Below are 20834 nucleotides of genomic sequence, written 5' to 3'. Positions count from 1 at the left end.
ATGACTCCGTTTCAATAAAGTTGAATCTCAGGGGGAAAATGCTAATTTAAATAATAGCATATAAAATAGGAACATTTTTACTATAAGAATTACTTTTTAAAAAAAAAGCACAACATTACAATTTACCATTGTAGCGTTGCGCTTTTTATTCTTTTTATCCCTCTTATAGAGGATAATTCATGTATGAATTGCAACATTGCTAAATCTTTCTGTTTACTTTCAATCATAATATCGAAATTATGATTGTTTTTTTTAGCAATGTGTAAGAAAGGCTTAATAAACTCTAAATCAATATATTCAGCGTGAGCCCTAAATTCTTTTTTGGATTTAGGGGAGGAAATGTGAACTTTAGGAGGGATATTTGTATGTGACCAAGTTTCAAAAATTGCAGGAAGTAACACTTCTAGCGGTTCCTCGCAAAGGTTTGCCATGTGATGATGATAATCAAATACGAAAGGGATCTTTTCTTTTTGGCAAATAGATAAAGTTTCAGCAGTCGTATATGTTTTATCATCGTTTTCAAGTGTCATTTGCTTTTTTATATGTGCAGGAAGTTTTTTTATGTTCTCATGGAAACGCTCAATAGCTTTTTCTTTATTTCCATAGGCACCACCTACATGGATGTTAATATAAGAAGTATCTGCAATTCCTATTGCATCTAATACTTTATAATGATAGGTCATATCTGTAATAGCGTTAGTTGTAATATGTGGCTTGTCGCTTGTAAATAAGGTAAATTGATTTGGATGAAAACTTACTCGTAAATTGTGTTCTGTAATTAATGCCCCGATTTTATGCCAAAGCGGTGTAAATGCCCCGATATAATCAAACTCGACTTCGGGATGTGTTGCAAGCGGTACAATGGAAGAAGACAAGCGATATAATGGAATTTCATGCGCTATATTGTAATGAAGAATACGTATTGTATGCTCAAGATTTTGCCTTGTAACATCGTACAATTTATCTTCTCGTTCTTGTTTACTGAGCTTTTGAAAGCTTGTAAATGTCATCGTTTTGGCAGGAGAACAGTCCCAAAGTGCCATTGCATGTGAGACATATCCGAACCGCATAATCATAATGAATATACCTCCTTCATTTATAGGAAGAAAGCAAGTATCGTTCCTATCCATTCTTTTCCTCTATCAATAAGAGAAAGCGGGCTAACATCTTTAAAGGAAAGTAATGATGCGTTTTCTAGATCTTCATGGAATTTGTTTTTTACTGTTTGTATAAAATGTTTATCATATAAAAGGCAGTTGATTTCATGGTTAATATATAAACTTCTCATATCAAAGTTTGCAGTTCCGATATCACAAATATAATCATCCACTATAATAACTTTAGCGTGAAAAAAACCTTGTTGAAATGCATAAATATTACACCCGGCTTGTATTAACTTTCGGCAATATGGGAATTTTGCTTCTCGAACAAGGGCGTGATCAGCTTTTTCTGGAACAAGAACCGTAATTTGAACCCCACGTTTTCGTGCTTTTAATAATGCGTTCATAATTTTTTTTCCAGGAATGAAATATGGTGTACCGATAAAGAGTTCCTTTTTTGCCCCTTCAATTAAATGTAAAAAAGTATGTTGTAAATACGCACCATCAGTCGGAATAAATTGATGTTGGATAGTGCCCGGTTGCAGTTTCGGAAAATAAAGAGAAGTACCCAATAAATTTTGGTTTGTATCATCAAACCAGTCATGTAAAAATTGTTTTTGTAAATCTTGTACTCCTTCGCCTGTAAGACGTAAATGATAGTCTCTCCATAATCCTAATCGTTCATTATGTCCCAAATACTCTTCACCAACATTAAATCCGCCGATATAACCAATTTTCCCGTCAATGACTGTAATTTTTCTATGATTTCGCTGATTGGCAGAAAAGAAAGGGAAAGGGAATTTCACTTTATGACAAAAAGAAAAAGAGACACCATGTTTTCGTAGGGAACGAATTGCTTCATCTGATAAATAATGGCTACCAAATCGATCGAGTAAAAGTCGTACTTCAATTCCTTCCTGTGCCTTATTTATCAGTAACTTTAAAAATTCGCGGCTGATTTTGTCATTTTTTACAATGAAGAATAGAACGTGTACATGATGTTTCGCCTGTTTTATATCAGTAAATAGGGCGTCATACAAATCTTTTCCATATGTATAAAGGTGAAAATCACTTTGACGTAAAGGGAAAGAACGAGAACGTACATGCTTTAAATGAACAATTCTCCCATAAGAAAGATCGATTACAATCCAGAGAGCACTGCCTATTAACAAGAGAGATAAGAAGAACATGAGTAAACTCCCTCCTTCACGGTCTTTTCACCATCAGTTTTGTATAAATCAAACTTTCACTTTATAGTTTCACCGAAATAAACAGCTTTATGAAAAAATATGTTGTTGTATAACAAAAAACTGTTGACTGAATGCTCACTCATTATATAATGAAGATAGGGGAAAAAATTCAGAAAATTATATGTTTTTGAAGATTCTAAAAAAGAAAGAAGGCTTACAAAGAGAGGGGTAGCATAAAAATGAATAGCTTACTGATCATTAATTGGCTGGCTGCCATTGCTGTTATTGCTTATGCGGGATATTTGTTTGTATATCTTATACGAACGAGGATGGCCTACATACAGTTAGGGAAAAAGATTGAATTTGACCGTCGTTTTAAAGAGCGTTGGGACCTTCTTAAGGTCAATGTTTTCGGTCAGAAAAAGCTGCTGAAAGATAAGAAGAGCGGCATTATTCACGTTATGTTCTTTTACGGATTTATTCTTGTCCAATTTGGAGCAATTGACTTCGTATGGAAAGGACTCGCACCAGGCTCACATCTTCCACTTGGACCACTATACCCTGCATTTACATTCTTCCAGGAAATTGTCACACTTGTTATTTTAATTGCAGTCTTTTGGGCTTTTCATAGACGGTATGTTGAGAAGCTAGTTCGTTTAAAACGTAATTTCAAATCAGGCCTTGTTCTTATCTTTATTGGTGGCTTAATGATTTCTGTGCTACTCGGTAATGGGATGGGAATTATATGGCACGGCGAGGAGCTTTCATGGAGTGAACCAATCGCTTCTGCAATTGCTTACGTTTTCTCAGGGATAAATGAAACCGTAGCCATTTCTGTGTTCTATTTCTCTTGGTGGGTGCATTTACTAATTTTGTTAACGTTTTTAGTGTACGTACCACAATCAAAACACGCACATTTAATTGCAGGACCAGCTAACGTATTCTTCGGTCGTCTTTCAAATCCAGGGAAACTTGAAAAAATTGACTTTGAAGATGAAACACAAGAAACATTTGGTGTCGGTAAAATTGAAGACTTTAGACAAAATCAGCTTATCGATTTATACGCTTGTGTAGAGTGTGGTCGTTGTACAAATATGTGCCCGGCAACAGGAACAGGAAAAATGTTATCACCGATGGATTTAATTTTAAAGCTTCGTGATCATTTAACTGATAAAGGAGCAGCAGTAACATCAAAAGCGCCATGGGTTCCAGTGGTTGCTTTTAATAATACACAAGGAAATCAGTTAGCGATGATGGCAGCTGGGAAAGGGCAACAAGAATCAGCGGCTACAACACTCGCTTACGATCCGAGTTTAATCGGAGATGTTATTACAGAAGAAGAGATTTGGGCTTGTACAACGTGCCGTAACTGTGAGGACCAGTGTCCGGTTATGAATGAGCATGTTGATAAAATTATTGATTTACGCCGCTATCTCGTTTTAACAGAAGGAAAGATGGACGCGGAAGCGCAGCGTGCGATGACGAACATCGAGCGTCAAGGGAATCCGTGGGGTCTAAACCGTAAAGAGCGTGAAACATGGCGCCAAGGTGATGATGAAGTAACAGTTCCAACTGTAAAAGAGAAATCAAAAGCTGGCGAGGAGTTTGAATATTTATTCTGGGTTGGTTCGATGGGATCATACGACAATCGTAGTCAGAAGATTGCGATATCCTTTGCGAAGTTAATGAACGAGGCAGGCATTTCATTCGCGATTCTCGGTAATAAAGAAAAGAACTCTGGAGATACACCGCGCCGCCTTGGAAATGAATTCGTATTCCAAGAGATGGCGACAAAGAATATTGAAGAATTTGAAAAAGCAGGAGTGAAGAAAATCGTTACGATTGACCCTCATGCTTATAACACATTTAAAAATGAGTATCCAGACTTTGGCTTGCAAGCAGAAGTCTATCATCATACAGAACTGTTAGCTCAGTGGGTGAAAGAAGGACGCTTAAAACCTGTTCACGCTATTGAGGAAACAGTTACGTACCATGATTCCTGTTACTTAGGAAGATACAACGAAGTATACGAGGCACCGCGCGATATTTTGAAAGCGATTCCTGGTGTGAATCTTGTAGAAATGGCACGTAACCGTGAAACCGGAATGTGCTGTGGAGCAGGCGGTGGCTTAATGTGGATGGAGGAAACAGCAGGTTCTCGTATTAACGTTGCTCGTACAGAACAGGCGCTAGCTGTACAGCCATCTATTATCGGTACAGGTTGTCCATATTGCTTAACGATGATTAGTGATGGGACGAAAGCGAAAGAGGTAGAAGAGAAAGTTCAAACTCTTGATGTGACAGAGATTTTAGAACGATCTGTTATCGGACAGAAAAAAGAAGCGATGTAGTTTATAAGAATGTATACAACTTTAGAAAGAGGTGCAATGATTGCACCTCTTCTCAACGTAGGGATACCGAGCGAGCGCTCAGTGTTAAAAAAAGAAATGGGGGAAAGAAACATGAGTAAAACAGTTATTTTAAGTGCTGCAAGAACACCAGTTGGAAAATTTGGAGGATTTTTAAAAGATGTAAAAGCGACGGAACTTGGAGGAATTGCAATTAAAGCAGCGCTTGAAAGAGCAAATGTTGCGGCTAGTGATGTTGAAGAAGTTATATTTGGAACGGTTATTCAGGGGGGACAGGGGCAAATTCCATCGCGTCAAGCTGCAAGGGCTGCTGGAATCCCTTGGGAAGTGCAGACGGAAACAGTGAATAAAGTTTGTGCATCAGGACTTCGTGCGGTTACGTTAGCGGATCAAATTATTCGTACTGGCGATCAATCACTGATTGTAGCTGGCGGTATGGAGTCGATGAGTAACAGTCCTTACATTTTACGCGGAGCAAGATGGGGATACAGAATGGGCAACAACGAAGTTATTGATTTAAACGTTGCTGACGGTTTAACATGCGCATTTTCAGGTACACACATGGGCGTTTATGGCGGAGAAGTTGCAAAGGAAGATGGAATTTCTCGCGAAGCGCAAGATGAATGGGCATATCGTAGCCATCAGCGTGCGGTTTCAGCGCATAAAGAAGGGCGTTTTGAAGAGGAAATCGTGCCAGTAACGATTCCGCAAAGAAAAGGCGATCCTATTGTCGTTGCAAAGGATGAGGCGCCACGTGAAGATACAACGATTGAAAAGTTAGCAAAGTTAAAACCTGTATTTGATAAGACAGCGACGGTGACAGCTGGTAATGCGCCAGGACTAAACGATGGTGGTGCCGCACTTGTATTAATGAGCGAAGACAGAGCGAAGCAAGAAGGAAGAAAGCCATTAGCGACAATTTTGGCGCATACAGCAATTGCAGTGGAATCTAAAGATTTCCCAAGAACTCCAGGTTATGCAATTAACGCATTGCTTGAAAAAACAGGCAAGACAATTGAAGACATTGATTTATTCGAGATTAATGAAGCCTTTGCAGCGGTAGCAATTGCAAGTACAGAAATCGCAGGAATTGATCCGGAAAAATTGAATGTAAATGGCGGCGCGGTAGCGATGGGACATCCAATTGGAGCAAGCGGAGCGCGCATTATCGTTACACTAATCCATGCACTTAAGCAGCGCGGCGGCGGAATTGGAATTGCTTCGATTTGTAGCGGTGGCGGTCAAGGGGACGCAGTGATGATTGAAGTTCACTAATTAAAGTTCGAGGGTATAAAATTTATTAACAATTAAGGGGGAAGAAAAAATGGGTGTACAAAACATTGTTGTAATTGGTGCAGGGCAAATGGGATCAGGAATTGCACAAGTATGTGCAATGGCAGGATATGACGTGAAGGTACAAGATTTAAAGCAAGAGCAATTAGATAGAGGATTGGCTATCATTACGAAAAACTTAGCACGCCAAGTAGAAAAAGGACGTATGAAGGAAGAAGAGAAGGAAGCGACATTAAATCGTCTTACAGTAACGCTTGATTTAGATTGTGTGAAAGAAGCGGATCTTATTATTGAAGCAGCTGTTGAGAAAATGGATATTAAAAAGAAAATCTTTGCGAATCTAGATGAAATTGCTCCAGAACACGCAATTTTAGCGACGAATACGTCATCTCTGCCAATTACAGAAATTGCAGCGGTAACGAAGCGTCCGGAAAAAGTAATCGGTATGCACTTTATGAATCCAGTTCCAGTTATGAAGCTTGTTGAGATTATTCGTGGTTTGGCTACTGATGATGCGGTATATGAAGCAATTGAAGATATTACGAAAAAAATTGGGAAAGTACCAGTTGAAGTGAATGATTTCCCAGGTTTTGTATCAAATCGCATTTTGCTGCCGATGATTAACGAAGCAATTTATACGTTATATGAAGGTGTAGCGACGAAAGAAGCAATTGATGAAGTCATGAAGCTTGGTATGAACCATCCGATGGGGCCTTTGACACTCGCCGATTTTATCGGTTTAGATACGTGTTTATACATTATGGAAGTGTTGCATGAAGGATTAGGAGATAGTAAATATCGCCCATGTCCGTTATTACGTAAGTATGTGAATGCAGGATGGTTAGGGCGTAAAACAGGTCGTGGATTCTACGTTTACGAATAAATGCCCCCTTTGTTACAACATAGTGGTCTTACCAAATTATTTAAAGGATATATAGCAAATGGAGGCGGAATATATGAACTTTCGTTTTAATGAAGAGCAGCAAATGATGAGGAAAATGGTTCGGGATTTTGCACAGAAGGAAATAGCTCCCTTTGTTCCTAGTATGGAACAAGGGGTGTTCCCGAAAGAGATTTTGCAAAAGATGGGTGAGCTTGGATTAATGGGTATTCCAGCGCCTGCAAAATACGGTGGGGCAGAAATGGACTTTATATCTTACATTCTAGCAATTGAGGAAATCTCAAAGGTAAGTGCAACGGTTGGTGTAATTTTAGCTGTACATACGTCAGTTGGAATGAACCCGATTTTATATTTCGGAACAGAAGAACAGAAGCAGAAATATGTTTCTAAACTTGCGACTGGTGAATATTTAGGTGCATTTGCATTAACAGAACCAAATGCAGGATCAGATGCAGGAAGTTTGAAATCCAGAGCTGTGAAGAAAGGCGATCATTACATTATTAATGGATCGAAAGTGTTCATTACAAATGGCGGTGAAGCAAGTACATATATTGTATTCGCTTCTACAAATCCAGAGGCAGGAAAGAGTGGGATTTCTGCATTTATAGTAGAGAAAGATACACCAGGCTTAATTATCGGTAAAGATGAGCATAAAATGGGCCTTCTCGGTTCTCGCACAGTACAACTTACATTTGAGGATATGAAAGTACCGGCTGAGAATTTACTTGGTGAAGAAGGACAAGGATTTAAGGTAGCGATGGCGAATTTAGATGTTGGACGAATTGGAATTGGTGCACAGGCTTTAGGAATCGCTGAAGCGGCGCTTGCATGTGCAATTGATTATGCAAAAGAACGTGAGCAATTCGGAAAGCCAATTGCGGCGCAGCAAGGAATCGGATTCAAACTTGCAGATATGGCAACTAGTGTAGAAGCATCGCGATTACTCGTATATAGAGCAGCATCGCTAAGAGCACAAGGATTACCATGCGGTAAAGAAGCATCTATTGCGAAATTATTCGCTTCTAAAACAGCCGTTGAAGTTGCGATTGAAGCGGTGCAAGTATTTGGTGGTTACGGTTATACGAAAGATTACCCAGTAGAAAGGTTTTTCCGGGATGCGAAAATCACGCAAATATATGAGGGAACAAGTGAGATACAAAAACTTGTTATTAGTCGAGCTTTATAGAAGAACGAGGGGGAGACGGGAATGCATTTTAAACTATCCGAAGAACATGAGATGATCCGAAAAATGGTTCGGGATTTTGCTAAGAACGAAGTAGCACCGACAGCAGCTGAGCGTGATGAAGAAGAGAGATTTGATCGAGCGTTATTTGATCAAATGGCAGAGCTTGGCTTGACGGGTATTCCGTGGCCTGAAGAGTATGGTGGAATTGGAAGCGATTACTTAGCGTACGTAATTGCTATTGAAGAATTATCTCGCGTTTGTGCTTCAACAGGTGTAACACTATCCGCACACACTTCACTTGCTGGATGGCCGATTTTTAAATTTGGAACAGAGGAGCAAAAGCAGAAGTTTTTGCGACCGATGGCTGAAGGGACGAAAATTGGTGCATACGGTTTAACGGAGCCAGGATCTGGATCGGATGCTGGCGGAATGAAGACGATTGCTAAAAGAGATGGAGACCATTACGTATTAAATGGCTCAAAAATCTTTATTACAAATGGCGGTATTGCTGATATTTATGTTGTTTTTGCGTTAACTGATCCTGAATCGAAACAGCGTGGCACGAGCGCGTTTATTGTGGAAAGTGATAGACCAGGATTTTCAGTTGGGAAGAAGGAAAGTAAGTTAGGGATTCGCTCTTCACCAACAACTGAAATTATGTTCGAAGATTGCCGTATTCCTGTAGAGAATTTACTAGGAGAAGAAGGGCAAGGGTTTAAGATAGCGATGCAAACATTAGATGGTGGTCGTAATGGTATTGCGGCGCAAGCAGTTGGTATTGCACAAGGGGCTTTAGATGCTTCTGTAGAATATGCAAGAGAGCGCCATCAGTTTGGGAAACCAATTGCGGCGCAGCAAGGCATTGGCTTTAAACTTGCAGACATGGCAACGGATGTGGAGGCGGCGCGTCTTCTAACATACCAAGCGGCTTGGCTTGAATCGGAAGGGCTTCCGTACGGGAAAGAATCAGCGATGTCAAAGGTATTCGCGGGTGATACAGCAATGAAGGTGACGACTGAAGCAGTGCAAGTATTTGGTGGTTACGGCTATACGAAAGATTATCCAGTAGAGCGTTATATGCGAGATGCAAAAATTACACAGATTTATGAAGGAACACAAGAGATTCAAAGGCTCGTAATTTCTCGTATGTTAACGAAGTAGGAGCAAAAGCGTAGGTATTTTCCTACGCTTTTTCCTTCCAAAAAATAATAGAGAGAGGTGAAGGGGATGGTTAAACATAATGTACATGCGTCTGTGAAAGATGAGAAATTAGTCGCGTTAAGGCGTGAACAAATGATTAAAGGTGCGGTGCAATTGTTTAAGCAAAAGGGATTCCCGCGTACAACAACGAGAGAGATTGCGAAAGCGGCTGGGTTTAGTATCGGAACACTTTATGAGTACATTCGCACAAAAGATGATGTTTTGTATTTGGTTTGTGATAGCATTTATGAACATGTAAAGGAAAGATTAGAGGAAGTAGTGTGTACAGAAAAGGGGAGTATAGAAAGTTTAAAGGTAGCGATAACGAATTACTTTAAAGTGATGGACGAATTGCAGGAAGAAGTATTAATTATGTATCAAGAGGTACGCTTTTTGCCGAAAGAATCACTTCCGTATGTATTAGAAAAGGAGTTTCAAATGGTAGGAATGTTTGAGGATATTTTAGAACAGTGTACGGCAAATGGAACATTTACATTAAATAAAAAAGAAATACAGCTTCTTGCACATAATATTTTTATACAAGGACAGATGTGGGGATTTAGACGGTGGGCGCTGCAAAAGCTGTATACACTTGAAGAATATACAGAAATGCAAATTAGGTATGTGCTGCAAGGAGCCCATATGCTTCCGAAATAAGGAATAGATAAATTATAATTTTATTGCTATATAAAGTTTCCCGTTTTTTTTGTAGCATATTTGTGCGACTTTTGTTTATAATGAATAGTATGGATTTTTTTAAGCAGACCGTTATATATAAGGTTATATTTGAAGAAAGGAAGTGCCGCATAAGTGAATTTTAAGCAATATTCACCAGAAGAGCTAAAAGAATGTTCAATGATTGAAGTTGTACATAGCGTTTTAGGGGATAAAAGACAAGCAACGACATTCAACGAGTTGGTTCAAGAAATCGCTCAAGTGCTGGGACTATCTCAAGAGCAAGTTAATGCGAAACTCGCACAATTTTATACAGATTTAAACATCGACGGACGTTTCATTAATTTAGGAGAAAATCGTTGGGGGCTACGTAGCTGGTACCCTTATGAGCAAATTGATGAAGAAATTCTACCTCAACCAAAACCGAAGAAGAAACGTAAAGTTGAAGAGGACGGTTTTGACGACTACATTGAAGAAGATGAAGACTTCGACGATGCAGACGTAACTGAAGAAGATGATGATGTAGAAGATTTGGACAAGGTTCTTGAAGAAGAAGACGGAGACGACGATGATCTTGATGATTTAGATGAAGATGATGACGAAGACTTCGCTGAAGAAGAACTTGAGTATGATGAAACTGAAGAAGAAGAAGAGGAAGAGCTGTAGTTCTTGACTTTTCATTATCGTCCATGTAGAATCATTTTTGGGCTCTTTAAAAAAGGACGATAATACTTTTAAAGTGTAAATATAAAAGAAAATTGCTCCCTACTTATTACTTTATGTGATGAGGGGAGCAATTTTCTTTTTTGTTTTTTGTTTAGAATATAAAAAGAGTCTAACAATAAGATGGATACAGTGTTATCTACATACGTTGCGCTTTGCAACGGTGATTATATAACAGCAAAGTAGAAGGGAGCTTTTTCATGACTAAGTATATTTTTGTAACTGGCGGTGTAGTATCGTCTTTAGGAAAAGGTATTACAGCAGCATCTCTTGGAAGACTTTTAAAAAATCGTGGTTTAAACGTAACTATTCAAAAGTTTGATCCATACATTAACGTAGACCCAGGGACTATGAGCCCATACCAACACGGTGAGGTATTCGTAACAGATGATGGTGCAGAAACTGACTTAGACCTTGGTCACTATGAGCGTTTCATCGACATCAACTTAAACAAATACAGCAACGTAACAACAGGTAAAATTTACTCTTCAGTTCTTCAAAAAGAGCGTCGTGGTGAATACCTAGGAGGAACAGTTCAAGTTATTCCTCACATTACTAACGAAATTAAAGAACGCGTATACCGTTCTGGTCGCGAAACAAACGCGGATGTTGTTATTACAGAAATCGGTGGAACTGTTGGTGATATTGAGTCTCTACCATTCTTAGAAGCAATTCGTCAAATTAAGAGCGACATCGGTCGTGACAATGTAATGTACATTCACTGTACGTTAATCCCGTATTTAAAAGCAGCGGGTGAAATGAAAACAAAACCAACACAACATAGTGTTAAAGAACTTCGTAGCTTAGGTATTCAACCAAACATTATCGTTGTTCGTACAGAACTGCCTGTTTCTCAAGATATGAAAGACAAGCTTGCATTATTCTGTGACATCGATACAAAAGCAGTTATCGAAGCTCGCGATGCAGATACTTTATATGCGGTTCCATTATCTCTTCAAGAACAAAACATGGACCAAATCGTTTGCGATCACTTAAAATTAGACAATCCAGCTGCAGATATGACAGAGTGGACTGCGCTAGTTGATAAAGTACGTAATCTTTCTAAGAAAACAAAAATCGCTCTTGTTGGTAAATATGTAGAGCTTCAAGATGCATACATTTCTGTTGTAGAAGCACTTCGTCATGCAGGTTATTCTTTCGATACAGACGTAGAAGTGAAATGGGTAAACGCTGAGCACGTAACAGCAGAGAACGTAAAAGAATTAGTAGGAGACACAGACGGTATCCTTGTACCAGGTGGCTTCGGAGATCGTGGTGTAGAAGGTAAAATCGTTGCGATTCAATATGCTCGTGAAAACAAAGTTCCATTCTTAGGAATTTGCTTAGGTATGCAACTTGCATCAATTGAATTCGCACGTAACGTATTAGGATTAGAAGGAGCTAACTCTTCTGAGATTAATCCTGATACTCCTTATGCGATCATCGACTTATTACCAGAACAAAAAGATGTAGAAGACTTAGGTGGTACACTTCGTCTTGGTCTATATCCATGTAAGCTTGCTGAAGAAACAAATGCATACAATGCTTACAATGAGCCGGTTGTATATGAGCGTCATCGTCATCGCTATGAGTTCAACAATCAATTCCGTCCGGATATGGAAAAAGAAGGATTTGTATTCTCTGGTACAAGCCCAGACGGTCGTCTAGTTGAAATCATTGAATTAAAAGATCACCCTTGGTTCGTGGCAGCACAGTTCCACCCAGAACTAGTTTCTCGTCCAAACCGTCCACAACCATTGTTCCATGATTTCGTAAGAGCTTCTATTACGAATAAAGAGAGCAAGTAATAAAAAAAGCGCCTGAAATAGGGCGCTTTTTTTAATATTCATTTAACATTTCATCGATTGTAAATTTGATCCCGTGATATGCAAATAAAGCTATCATTAAGCTTGGGAATCCGTAGCGATTACCTTCATCATCTGGAATAAGACCTTTTAACAACTTTGTATCAATATGTACATCTGTATATTGCTCTAGCGATTCAGTACCTTCTTTAATAGCAGAGATACCGACAATAGAGTGTCCATTGGCTTGAAGTTTTTTTGCTATTGCTACAACTTTTTCATCTGTTGAAAAACGGCTAATAAGAAGTACACGATCTGCAGAAGTTACTTCTACTTCTTTACCATCTTCATATAATCGTTTTGCTTGCTTCATTGGTTCAGCACCGAATAGTGCTTCAGCAACAACGCCCTCCATTTCATTTGTACCATGTAAATAAATGAAACCTTCGCCAACTAATGCTTGAGCAAGTAGACGGGCGCTATCTTCTATATTCATTTCCTCTTTTTGGGAAACCCTGGAGAAATAACCACTTAATTGAGTTGAAAAAATTTTTAACATAATGTGACTCCCTTCGTACGTGTTTGCCGGCTTTCATTATAGTTCATTTTTTTAGAAAGGTGAAATCGAAGGGTGGCATAACGAAATAGTAAACGGTAAAATAAGAAAGAATAGGAAGGAATTTGCCAAAGAATAGCGAAAATAAATCGTTAAGATATAAGAAGCTTTAAATCTTGTATTTACACAGAAAGGTTGGGAATTATGGAAGGTAAAATTTTAATCGTTGATGATCAATATGGCATTCGTGTGTTGTTACATGAAGTGTTCCAAAAAGAAGGTTATCAGACATTCCAAGCAGCAAATGGATTTCAAGCTTTAGATATCGTGAAAAAAGATAATCCGGATTTAGTAGTGTTAGATATGAAAATTCCAGGCATGGATGGTATAGAGATTTTAAAGCATGTAAAAGAAATTGACGAGAGTATTAAAGTAATTTTAATGACTGCTTATGGAGAGCTTGATATGATCCAAGAAGCAAAAGATTTAGGAGCTTTAATGCATTTTGCTAAACCGTTTGATATTGATGAAATTCGTCAAGCTGTGAGAAATGAGCTCGCTGTAGAGGCGTAAAAATGAATTTTTTATAAAAAATATGGAAAAAAGCGTTTACATGGACTATTGAGCAGGTGAATACAGTTGAGTTTTTTAGTACAAGTTGTTATCCTATTGAGTGTAGAAAAAAGTCCGGTATGTATATATACATATTTTACCTTATTCTGGTCATACTACCAGCGATAAGAACTTATCGGATACAAAAAACGTTTTTTAGGAGGATTCACCATGCCTTTAGTTTCTATGAAAGAAATGCTAAACAAAGCACTAGAAGGAAAATACGCAGTTGGTCAATTCAACATGAACAACTTAGAGTGGACTCAAGCTATCTTAGCTGCTGCGGAAGAAGAAAAATCTCCTGTAATCCTAGGTGTATCTGAGGGTGCAGCTCGTCATATGACTGGTTTCAAAACAGTTGTAGCTATGGTTAAAGCTTTAATCGAAGAAATGAACATCTCTGTTCCTGTAGCGATTCACCTTGACCATGGTTCAAGTTTCGAAAAATGTAAAGAAGCAATCGATGCAGGTTTCACATCTGTAATGATCGACGCTTCTCACCACCCATTCGAAGAAAACGTTGAAACTACTAAAAAAGTAGTAGAATACGCACACGCTCGTAACGTATCTGTTGAAGCTGAGCTTGGAACAGTTGGCGGACAAGAAGACGACGTAATCGCTGAAGGCGTAATTTACGCTGATCCTGCAGAGTGTAAGCACCTTGTTGAAGCAACAGGTATCGATTGCCTAGCTCCAGCTTTAGGTTCTGTACACGGTCCTTACAAAGGTGAGCCTAACTTAGGATTCGCTGAAATGGAACAAGTTCGTGACTTCACTGGCGTACCTTTAGTATTACACGGTGGTACTGGTATCCCAACTGCTGATATCGTAAAAGCTATCTCTTTAGGTACTTCAAAAATTAACGTAAACACTGAGAACCAAATCGAGTTTACAAAAGCTGTTCGTGAAGTATTAAACAAAGACCAAGAAGTTTACGATCCTCGTAAATTTATCGGACCTGGCCGCGACGCTATTAAAGCAACTGTTGCTGGTAAAATGCGTGAGTTCGGTTCTAACGGTAAAGCGTAAGAATAAAATTCCGTTTTGGAAACCGTCTAGTCTTTTAGACGGTTTCCTTTCGTTGTATAATGAAAGCGTGAACAAGTCTAAAGATTTTATCATTTTGTTTTTGAAATAGAAAATAATGTGCATAGTCCTATTAATAAATGTGATAACGTATCTAAATTGATAAAGTGAATTCGATGAATAGTTAATCTTTATCTTTTTGTATTACAGGAGAAATGAAGATAATGGTTTCCTATTTATTGAGTTTTGGGATGGAAAGTAAGTGAGATTCTTAAGGGGAGCTTTCTATAAAAATATGGAAAGTAAATACATTCACAAGAAGGGAGCTCAATATGGAAAAATTGCTAATTGAAGGCGGAAGAGCTTTAAATGGAACAATTCGCGTGAGTGGTGCAAAGAACAGCGCCGTTGCACTAATTCCAGCGACAATTTTAGCAGATACTCCAGTAACTATTGGTGGTGTTCCTAATATTTCGGACGTGAAAATGTTGGGAGACTTACTAGAGGAAATTGGAGGAAGAGTAACTTATGGACAGGAGGAAGAGATGGTAGTCGATCCCTCTAACATGGTTGCAATGCCTTTACCAAACGGAAAAGTGAAAAAACTGCGTGCTTCTTATTATTTAATGGGTGCGATGCTTGGCCGTTTTAAAAAAGCTGTTATTGGGCTTCCGGGTGGATGTCATTTAGGGCCGAGGCCAATTGATCAGCACATTAAAGGGTTTGAAGCGTTAGGTGCACATGTTACAAACGAACAAGGTGCTATCTATTTAAGAGCAGATGAACTACGTGGTGCACGTATTTATTTAGATGTTGTTAGTGTAGGAGCTACGATTAATATTATGCTAGCAGCTGTGCGCGCGAAAGGTAGAACTGTTATTGAAAACGCAGCAAAAGAACCAGAAATTATTGATGTAGCTACATTGTTAACAAGCATGGGTGCACGTATTAAAGGTGCTGGTACAGATGTAATCCGAATTGATGGTGTGGATTCACTGCATGGTTGTCATCATACGATCATTCCAGATCGTATTGAAGCGGGTACGTATATGATTTTAGGTGCTGCGTCAGGAGGAGAAGTGACAGTTGATAATGTTATTCCTCAACATTTAGAGTCAGTTACGGCGAAGTTAAGAGAAGCTGGTGTCCAAGTTGAAACGAATGATGACCAAATTACAGTGAACGGTAATGGAAGATTAAAAGTAGTTGATATAAAAACGCTTGTATACCCAGGTTTCCCAACAGATTTACAACAGCCATTTACAACACTTTTAACAAAGGCGCATGGAACGGGTGTTGTAACGGATACGATTTACGGCGCACGCTTTAAACACATTGATGAATTACGTCGTATGAATGCACAAATTAAAGTAGAAGGTCGTTCGGCAATTGTAACTGGTCCTGTTTTATTGCAAGGTGCAAAAGTGAAAGCAAGTGATTTACGAGCTGGAGCGGCTCTTGTTATTGCAGGATTAATGGCGGATGGAATTACAGAAGTAACCGGACTTGAGCATATTGATCGAGGCTATGAAAATATAGTAGACAAGCTTAAAGGACTTGGTGCAAACATTTGGCGAGAACAAATGACAAAGCAAGAAATTGAAGAGATGAAGAACGCATAAGTGATACTTCCGCAAGGGGGAAGCGAAGCATCACTACTTGCGGAAGTACACTTTATAGAAAAACACGGTTCACAAAATACGGCAGAAATATAAAGACTTAAAGGAGAGGGATTATTGTGGAAAGAAGTTTATCTATGGAGTTAGTACGTGTAACAGAGGCTGCAGCTTTATCATCAGCGCGTTGGATGGGACGCGGGAAAAAGGATGAAGCAGACGGTGCAGCAACATCAGCTATGCGTGATGTATTTGATACAATTCCGATGAAAGGTACAGTTGTAATTGGTGAAGGTGAAATGGATGAAGCGCCAATGCTATATATCGGAGAAAAATTAGGTACAGGATATGGTCCACGTGTAGACGTTGCAGTTGATCCTTTAGAAGGGACAAATATCGTGGCAGCTGGTGGATGGAATGCTCTTGCTGTTATTGCAATTGCAGATCACGGCAATTTGTTACATGCTCCTGACATGTACATGGATAAAATCGCGGTTGGCCCAGAAGCGGTTGGGGCAGTCGATATTGATGCGCCTATTATTGATAACCTACGTGCAGTTGCGAAAGCGAAAAACAAAGATATTGAAGATGTTGTAGCGACAGTTTTAAACCGTCCACGTCATCAAGCGATTATTGAAGAAATTCGTAAAGCTGGTGCTCGCATTAAATTGATTAATGATGGAGACGTAGCTGGCGCAATTAATACTGCATTTGATCGTACTGGTGTAGATATTTTATTCGGTTCTGGTGGTGCACCTGAGGGTGTATTAGCAGCAGTTGCATTAAAATGTTTAGGCGGCGAGATTCACGGAAAACTATTACCACAAAACGAAGCTGAATTGACGCGTTGCAAAAAGATGGGTATAGAAGACATCAACCGTATCCTTCGCATGGAGGACTTAGTAAAAGGTGACGATGCAATCTTTGCAGCAACAGGTGTAACAGACGGAGAACTATTACGCGGCGTTCAATTTAAAGGTAGCGTAGGAACAACACAATCTCTTGTTATGCGTGCAAAATCAGGCACAGTACGCTTCGTAGATGGACGTCATAGCTTGAATAAAAAACCAAACTTGGTTATTAAATAAAAGGTGGAAGCGGCTTGCTCAGAATCGCAGGGCATTGGAACTCTCGACCTTGAAGCGCTCTTTGCTTCGAGGGAGAGAGTGAAATGACCGGAGATTCTAGCCGCTGGAACTGGATTTAAATAAAAAGCGTAAGCAGCTCGTTCAGAATGGGAGGGGGATGGAGCTCCTGACGTAGAGGCGCTTTTTGCCTCGTAGGAAGAAGTGAAGCCACCGACCATTCTAGCTGCTGAAGCTGGATTAAGTAAAAAGCGTAAGCGGCTTGCTCAGAAGCATAAATGGCCTATTTATCGCCATTTAAAATAGAGTGAGTAGAAAAAAGTAAGAAATATAAAAAGCGAAGACAAACTTTCTTGTCTTCGCTTCTTGTATTTGTGTTCCAACGTATTGATTAAAACTAGATAAAAGGGTTACAATAGTGAATATTACCCTACTTGAACTTATTGCCTTTCATTATTAATTATTTGCCTTCCGTATTTTTTCCCTTTACCCATGTGAAAAGAGAATAACGTTAAAGTGTGGTGTCTGAATGAATTTGTCAATTGCAGCATTAGAAAACATGAAATTAAAAGAGTTATACGAGCTTGCGAAAGAATTTAAGATTTCGTATTATAGCAAATTAACGAAAAAAGAGTTAATTTTTTCTATTTTGAAAGCTCGAGCAGAAAAAGAAGGTTTCTTCTTCATGGAAGGCGTATTAGAAATTATTCAATCAGAAGGATTTGGATTCCTACGTCCTATCAACTATTCTCCAAGCTCAGAAGATATTTATATCTCAGCTTCGCAAATTCGTCGTTTCGATTTACGTAATGGAGACAAAGTTTCTGGTAAAGTACGACCTCCGAAAGAAAATGAACGCTATTTTGGGTTATTACAAGTTGAAGCTGTAAACGGAGATGATCCAGATTCAGCAAAAGAGCGTGTGCATTTCCCTGCATTAACACCATTATACCCAGATCGCCAAATGAAGTTGGAAACGGAACCGAAAAAGTTACCGACACGCATCATGGATTTAATTGCACCAGTTGGATTTGGACAACGTGGTTTAATTGTCGCGCCTCCAAAGGCTGGTAAAACAAGTCTATTAAAAGAAATCGCACACAGTGTTACAACAAATCATCCGGAAGCGGAATTAATTGTACTTTTAATTGATGAGCGTCCAGAGGAAGTAACAGACATTGAACGTTCTGTTAAAGGAGATGTTGTAAGTTCTACTTTTGATGAAGTACCAGAAAATCATATTAAAGTAGCGGAACTTGTGTTGGAACGTGCAATGCGTCTTGTAGAGCACAAAAAAGATGTTATCATTTTAATGGATAGTATTACCCGTTTAGCGCGAGCTTACAACCTTGTTATTCCGCCAAGTGGTAGAACATTATCGGGTGGTATCGACCCAGCTGCCTTCCATAGACCGAAGCGCTTCTTCGGAGCTGCACGTAATATTGAAGAAGGCGGTAGCTTAACTATTTTAGCAACAGCGCTTGTTGATACAGGATCTCGTATGGACGATGTAATTTACGAAGAATTTAAAGGAACTGGAAATATGGAACTTCACTTAGATCGTTCATTAGCTGAGCGTCGTATCTTCCCGGCAATTGATATTCGTCGTTCTGGTACACGTAAAGAAGATCTATTAATTCCGAAAGAACATTTAGACAAGTTGTGGGGTATTCGTAAAACAATGCGTGATACACCAGACTTTGTTGAAAGTTTCTTACGTAAACTTCGTCAAACAAAGACAAATGAAGAATTTTTACAAAACATTGTTGCAGATTCGAAAAGATATGTAACAACTAAGTAAAGGGAAAAGATTGGGACTCGCTTATTTTGTGGTAAGCGAGTTTTTTATGTTTTTTTAGGTGATGTTAAAGAGATATGAGTGGAAGGATATTGGTTGATTATAGTTGGAGTTGAATGAGTCGCGTACGCTTTTAAATGATATCCAGTTCCGACGGCTAGCTCTTCGTGTCTAAGAACTTCCGCTACTTAAGGTGAAAAGCACCTTTTGTACGAAAGAACCTTAGCTGGTCAGAGCTGAAAGAGCCACTTGTGCTTTTAATGGTATCCAGCTCCAGCGGCTAGAATCTCCGGTCATTTCACTCTCTCACTCGAAGCAACAAGCGCTTCAAGGCCGAGAGTTCCAATGCCCTGCGATTCTGAACGAGCCGCTTGCGCTTTTAAATTGTATCCAGTTCCGGTGGCTAGCTCTTCGCATCTAAGAACCTTCCGCCCGAAAGGTAAAAAGCACCTTTAGGTCGAAAGAACCTTAGCTGGTCAGAGCTGAAAGAGCCACCTCCACTTTAAATTTAAAAAGACAAAAACAGGTAGTTGCAAAATGAAGTTAGCCTTGTTATAATTTCATCATATGTGTTTCATCAATATAGTTGTGTATGCAGCTGAAGATGAAAAACTCTGTTTCGAAAATGATTCAGGGCGGAAGGAGATGAAAAGAATGAAAGCAGGAATTCACCCAGATTACAAGAAAGTTGTATTCATGGACACAAACACAGGCTTCAAATTCTTAAGCGGATCTACTAAAGGATCTAACGAAACTGTTGAGTGGGAAGATGGTAACACTTATCCATTACTAAAAGTTGAGATCAGTTCTGATTCTCACCCATTCTACACTGGACGTCAGAAGTTTGCTACTGCAGACGGACGCGTTGACCGCTTCAATAAGAAATACGGTATTAAGTAATAAAAACATAAAACAGGCAAGTGTATCTATTCGCTTGTCTGTTTTTTTTGCGAAAATATTATACCTTTACCCTACTTTTAGCTAAAAAGTAGATGAAAGGAGAGCTTCATGTACTTAATAAATCAAAATGGCTGGATTGAAGTGATTTGCGGTAGTATGTTTTCTGGCAAATCAGAAGAGCTAATCCGCCGTGTGCGTCGTACGCAATTTGCAAAACAACATGCAATTGTATTTAAACCATGTATTGATAATCGTTATAGTGAAGAAGATGTTGTATCACATAATGGATTAAAGGTAAAAGCAGTTCCTGTTTCAGCTTCAAAGGATATATTTGAACATATTACAGAAGAGCTGGATGTTATTGCAATCGATGAGGTGCAATTTTTTGATGGGGACATTGTGGAAGTGGTGCAAGTATTAGCAAATCGTGGCTATCGTGTCATTGTAGCTGGTTTAGACCAAGATTTCCGTGGTCTACCATTTGGACAAGTTCCTCAGCTGATGGCGATTGCTGAACATGTAACAAAACTACAAGCAGTATGTTCTGTATGTGGATCTCCAGCAAGTCGTACACAACGATTAATTGATGGAGAGCCAGCGGCATTCGATGATCCGATTATTTTAGTTGGAGCTTCAGAATCATATGAACCACGTTGTCGTCATTGTCATGCAGTTCCTGCAAACAAAGATAAGTAAAACTCGCTGTGTAGGGCGGGTTTTTTTCGGAATAGAGAGAGTGGGCGCTGCAAGCCGCTTGCACTTTTAAATATATCTAGTTCCGGTGGCTAGCTCTTCGCAT

Annotated in this window: 18 protein-coding genes; 15 read left to right on the top strand and 3 right to left on the bottom strand. The window is 39.1% G+C overall.

Going from position 1 to position 20834, the window contains the following annotated elements:
- Positions 1-122: 122 nt before the first annotated feature.
- The gene (gene uvsE, locus DN390_RS02535) at positions 123-1076 is read right to left on the bottom strand and encodes a UV DNA damage repair endonuclease UvsE (RefSeq protein WP_147806500.1); all 954 of its coding nucleotides are present in this window, start codon (positions 1074-1076) and stop codon (positions 123-125) included.
- A gap of 20 nt (positions 1077-1096) precedes the next feature.
- Positions 1097-2290 carry a cardiolipin synthase gene (cls, locus tag DN390_RS02530; RefSeq protein WP_147806499.1) on the bottom strand — a complete coding sequence of 398 codons (1194 nt, stop codon included), beginning with the start codon at positions 2288-2290 and terminating at the stop codon, positions 1097-1099.
- 239 nt (positions 2291-2529) lie between these two features.
- On the opposite strand from cls, the gene DN390_RS02525 reads away from it, so the two are divergent.
- The 8 genes from DN390_RS02525 (at position 2530) to pyrG (ending at position 12445) form a co-directional block, all read left to right on the top strand.
- A complete protein-coding gene (locus DN390_RS02525; RefSeq protein WP_097950872.1) occupies positions 2530-4641 on the top strand; it encodes a (Fe-S)-binding protein in 2112 nt (703 codons plus the stop codon).
- 9 nt (positions 4642-4650) lie between these two features.
- Entirely contained in the window at positions 4651-5934 is a 1284-nt protein-coding gene (locus DN390_RS02520; RefSeq protein WP_147806498.1) for an acetyl-CoA C-acetyltransferase, read from the top strand.
- A gap of 49 nt (positions 5935-5983) precedes the next feature.
- A complete protein-coding gene (locus DN390_RS02515; protein WP_000538874.1) occupies positions 5984-6835 on the top strand; it encodes a 3-hydroxybutyryl-CoA dehydrogenase in 852 nt (283 codons plus the stop codon).
- 73 nt (positions 6836-6908) lie between these two features.
- A complete protein-coding gene (locus DN390_RS02510; protein ID WP_060632971.1) occupies positions 6909-8039 on the top strand; it encodes an acyl-CoA dehydrogenase in 1131 nt (376 codons plus the stop codon).
- Between the two features lie 21 nt (positions 8040-8060).
- A complete protein-coding gene (gene acdA / locus DN390_RS02505; protein WP_097950869.1) occupies positions 8061-9200 on the top strand; it encodes an acyl-CoA dehydrogenase AcdA in 1140 nt (379 codons plus the stop codon).
- 66 nt (positions 9201-9266) lie between these two features.
- Positions 9267-9896, top strand: a complete 630-nt coding sequence (locus DN390_RS02500; protein ID WP_060632969.1) for a TetR/AcrR family transcriptional regulator — start codon at positions 9267-9269, stop codon at positions 9894-9896.
- A 153-nt stretch (positions 9897-10049) separates the two neighbouring features.
- Positions 10050-10580 carry a DNA-directed RNA polymerase subunit delta gene (rpoE, locus tag DN390_RS02495; RefSeq protein ID WP_060632968.1) on the top strand — a complete coding sequence of 177 codons (531 nt, stop codon included), beginning with the start codon at positions 10050-10052 and terminating at the stop codon, positions 10578-10580.
- 257 nt (positions 10581-10837) lie between these two features.
- Positions 10838-12445, top strand: a complete 1608-nt coding sequence (pyrG, locus tag DN390_RS02490) for a CTP synthase (protein WP_063549169.1) — start codon at positions 10838-10840, stop codon at positions 12443-12445.
- Positions 12446-12476: 31 nt separating this feature from the next.
- Here pyrG and DN390_RS02485 read toward each other — a convergent pair whose 3' ends face one another.
- Positions 12477-13001, bottom strand: a complete 525-nt coding sequence (locus DN390_RS02485) for a DUF2529 domain-containing protein (RefSeq protein WP_098431736.1) — start codon at positions 12999-13001, stop codon at positions 12477-12479.
- A gap of 201 nt (positions 13002-13202) precedes the next feature.
- On the opposite strand from DN390_RS02485, the gene spo0F reads away from it, so the two are divergent.
- The 7 genes from spo0F to DN390_RS02450 all read left to right on the top strand — a co-directional run bounded on the left by spo0F (position 13203) and on the right by DN390_RS02450 (position 20731).
- A complete protein-coding gene (gene spo0F / locus DN390_RS02480; RefSeq protein ID WP_000398594.1) occupies positions 13203-13571 on the top strand; it encodes a sporulation initiation phosphotransferase Spo0F in 369 nt (122 codons plus the stop codon).
- 210 nt (positions 13572-13781) lie between these two features.
- Positions 13782-14639, top strand: coding sequence for a class II fructose-bisphosphate aldolase (locus DN390_RS02475; protein WP_001131847.1), 858 nt, complete (start codon positions 13782-13784; stop codon positions 14637-14639).
- A 329-nt stretch (positions 14640-14968) separates the two neighbouring features.
- Positions 14969-16258, top strand: a complete 1290-nt coding sequence (gene murA, locus DN390_RS02470; protein ID WP_060632965.1) for a UDP-N-acetylglucosamine 1-carboxyvinyltransferase — start codon at positions 14969-14971, stop codon at positions 16256-16258.
- Between the two features lie 116 nt (positions 16259-16374).
- Positions 16375-17340, top strand: coding sequence for a class II fructose-bisphosphatase (gene glpX / locus DN390_RS02465; RefSeq protein WP_098431735.1), 966 nt, complete (start codon positions 16375-16377; stop codon positions 17338-17340).
- 526 nt (positions 17341-17866) lie between these two features.
- The gene (rho, locus tag DN390_RS02460) at positions 17867-19138 is read left to right on the top strand and encodes a transcription termination factor Rho (protein ID WP_001053903.1); all 1272 of its coding nucleotides are present in this window, start codon (positions 17867-17869) and stop codon (positions 19136-19138) included.
- Between the two features lie 651 nt (positions 19139-19789).
- A complete protein-coding gene (locus tag DN390_RS02455; protein ID WP_060632964.1) occupies positions 19790-20035 on the top strand; it encodes a type B 50S ribosomal protein L31 in 246 nt (81 codons plus the stop codon).
- A 108-nt stretch (positions 20036-20143) separates the two neighbouring features.
- Entirely contained in the window at positions 20144-20731 is a 588-nt protein-coding gene (locus DN390_RS02450; RefSeq protein ID WP_000280859.1) for a thymidine kinase, read from the top strand.
- Positions 20732-20834 lie beyond the last annotated feature (103 nt).

The sequence above is a fragment of the Bacillus sp. SH7-1 genome (genome assembly GCF_008042405.1).
Lineage (GTDB): Bacteria > Bacillota > Bacilli > Bacillales > Bacillaceae_G > Bacillus_A > Bacillus_A thuringiensis_N.
The sequence above is the reverse complement of the archived record's forward strand: the minus strand, read 5'-3'. Positions and strand labels throughout refer to the sequence as shown.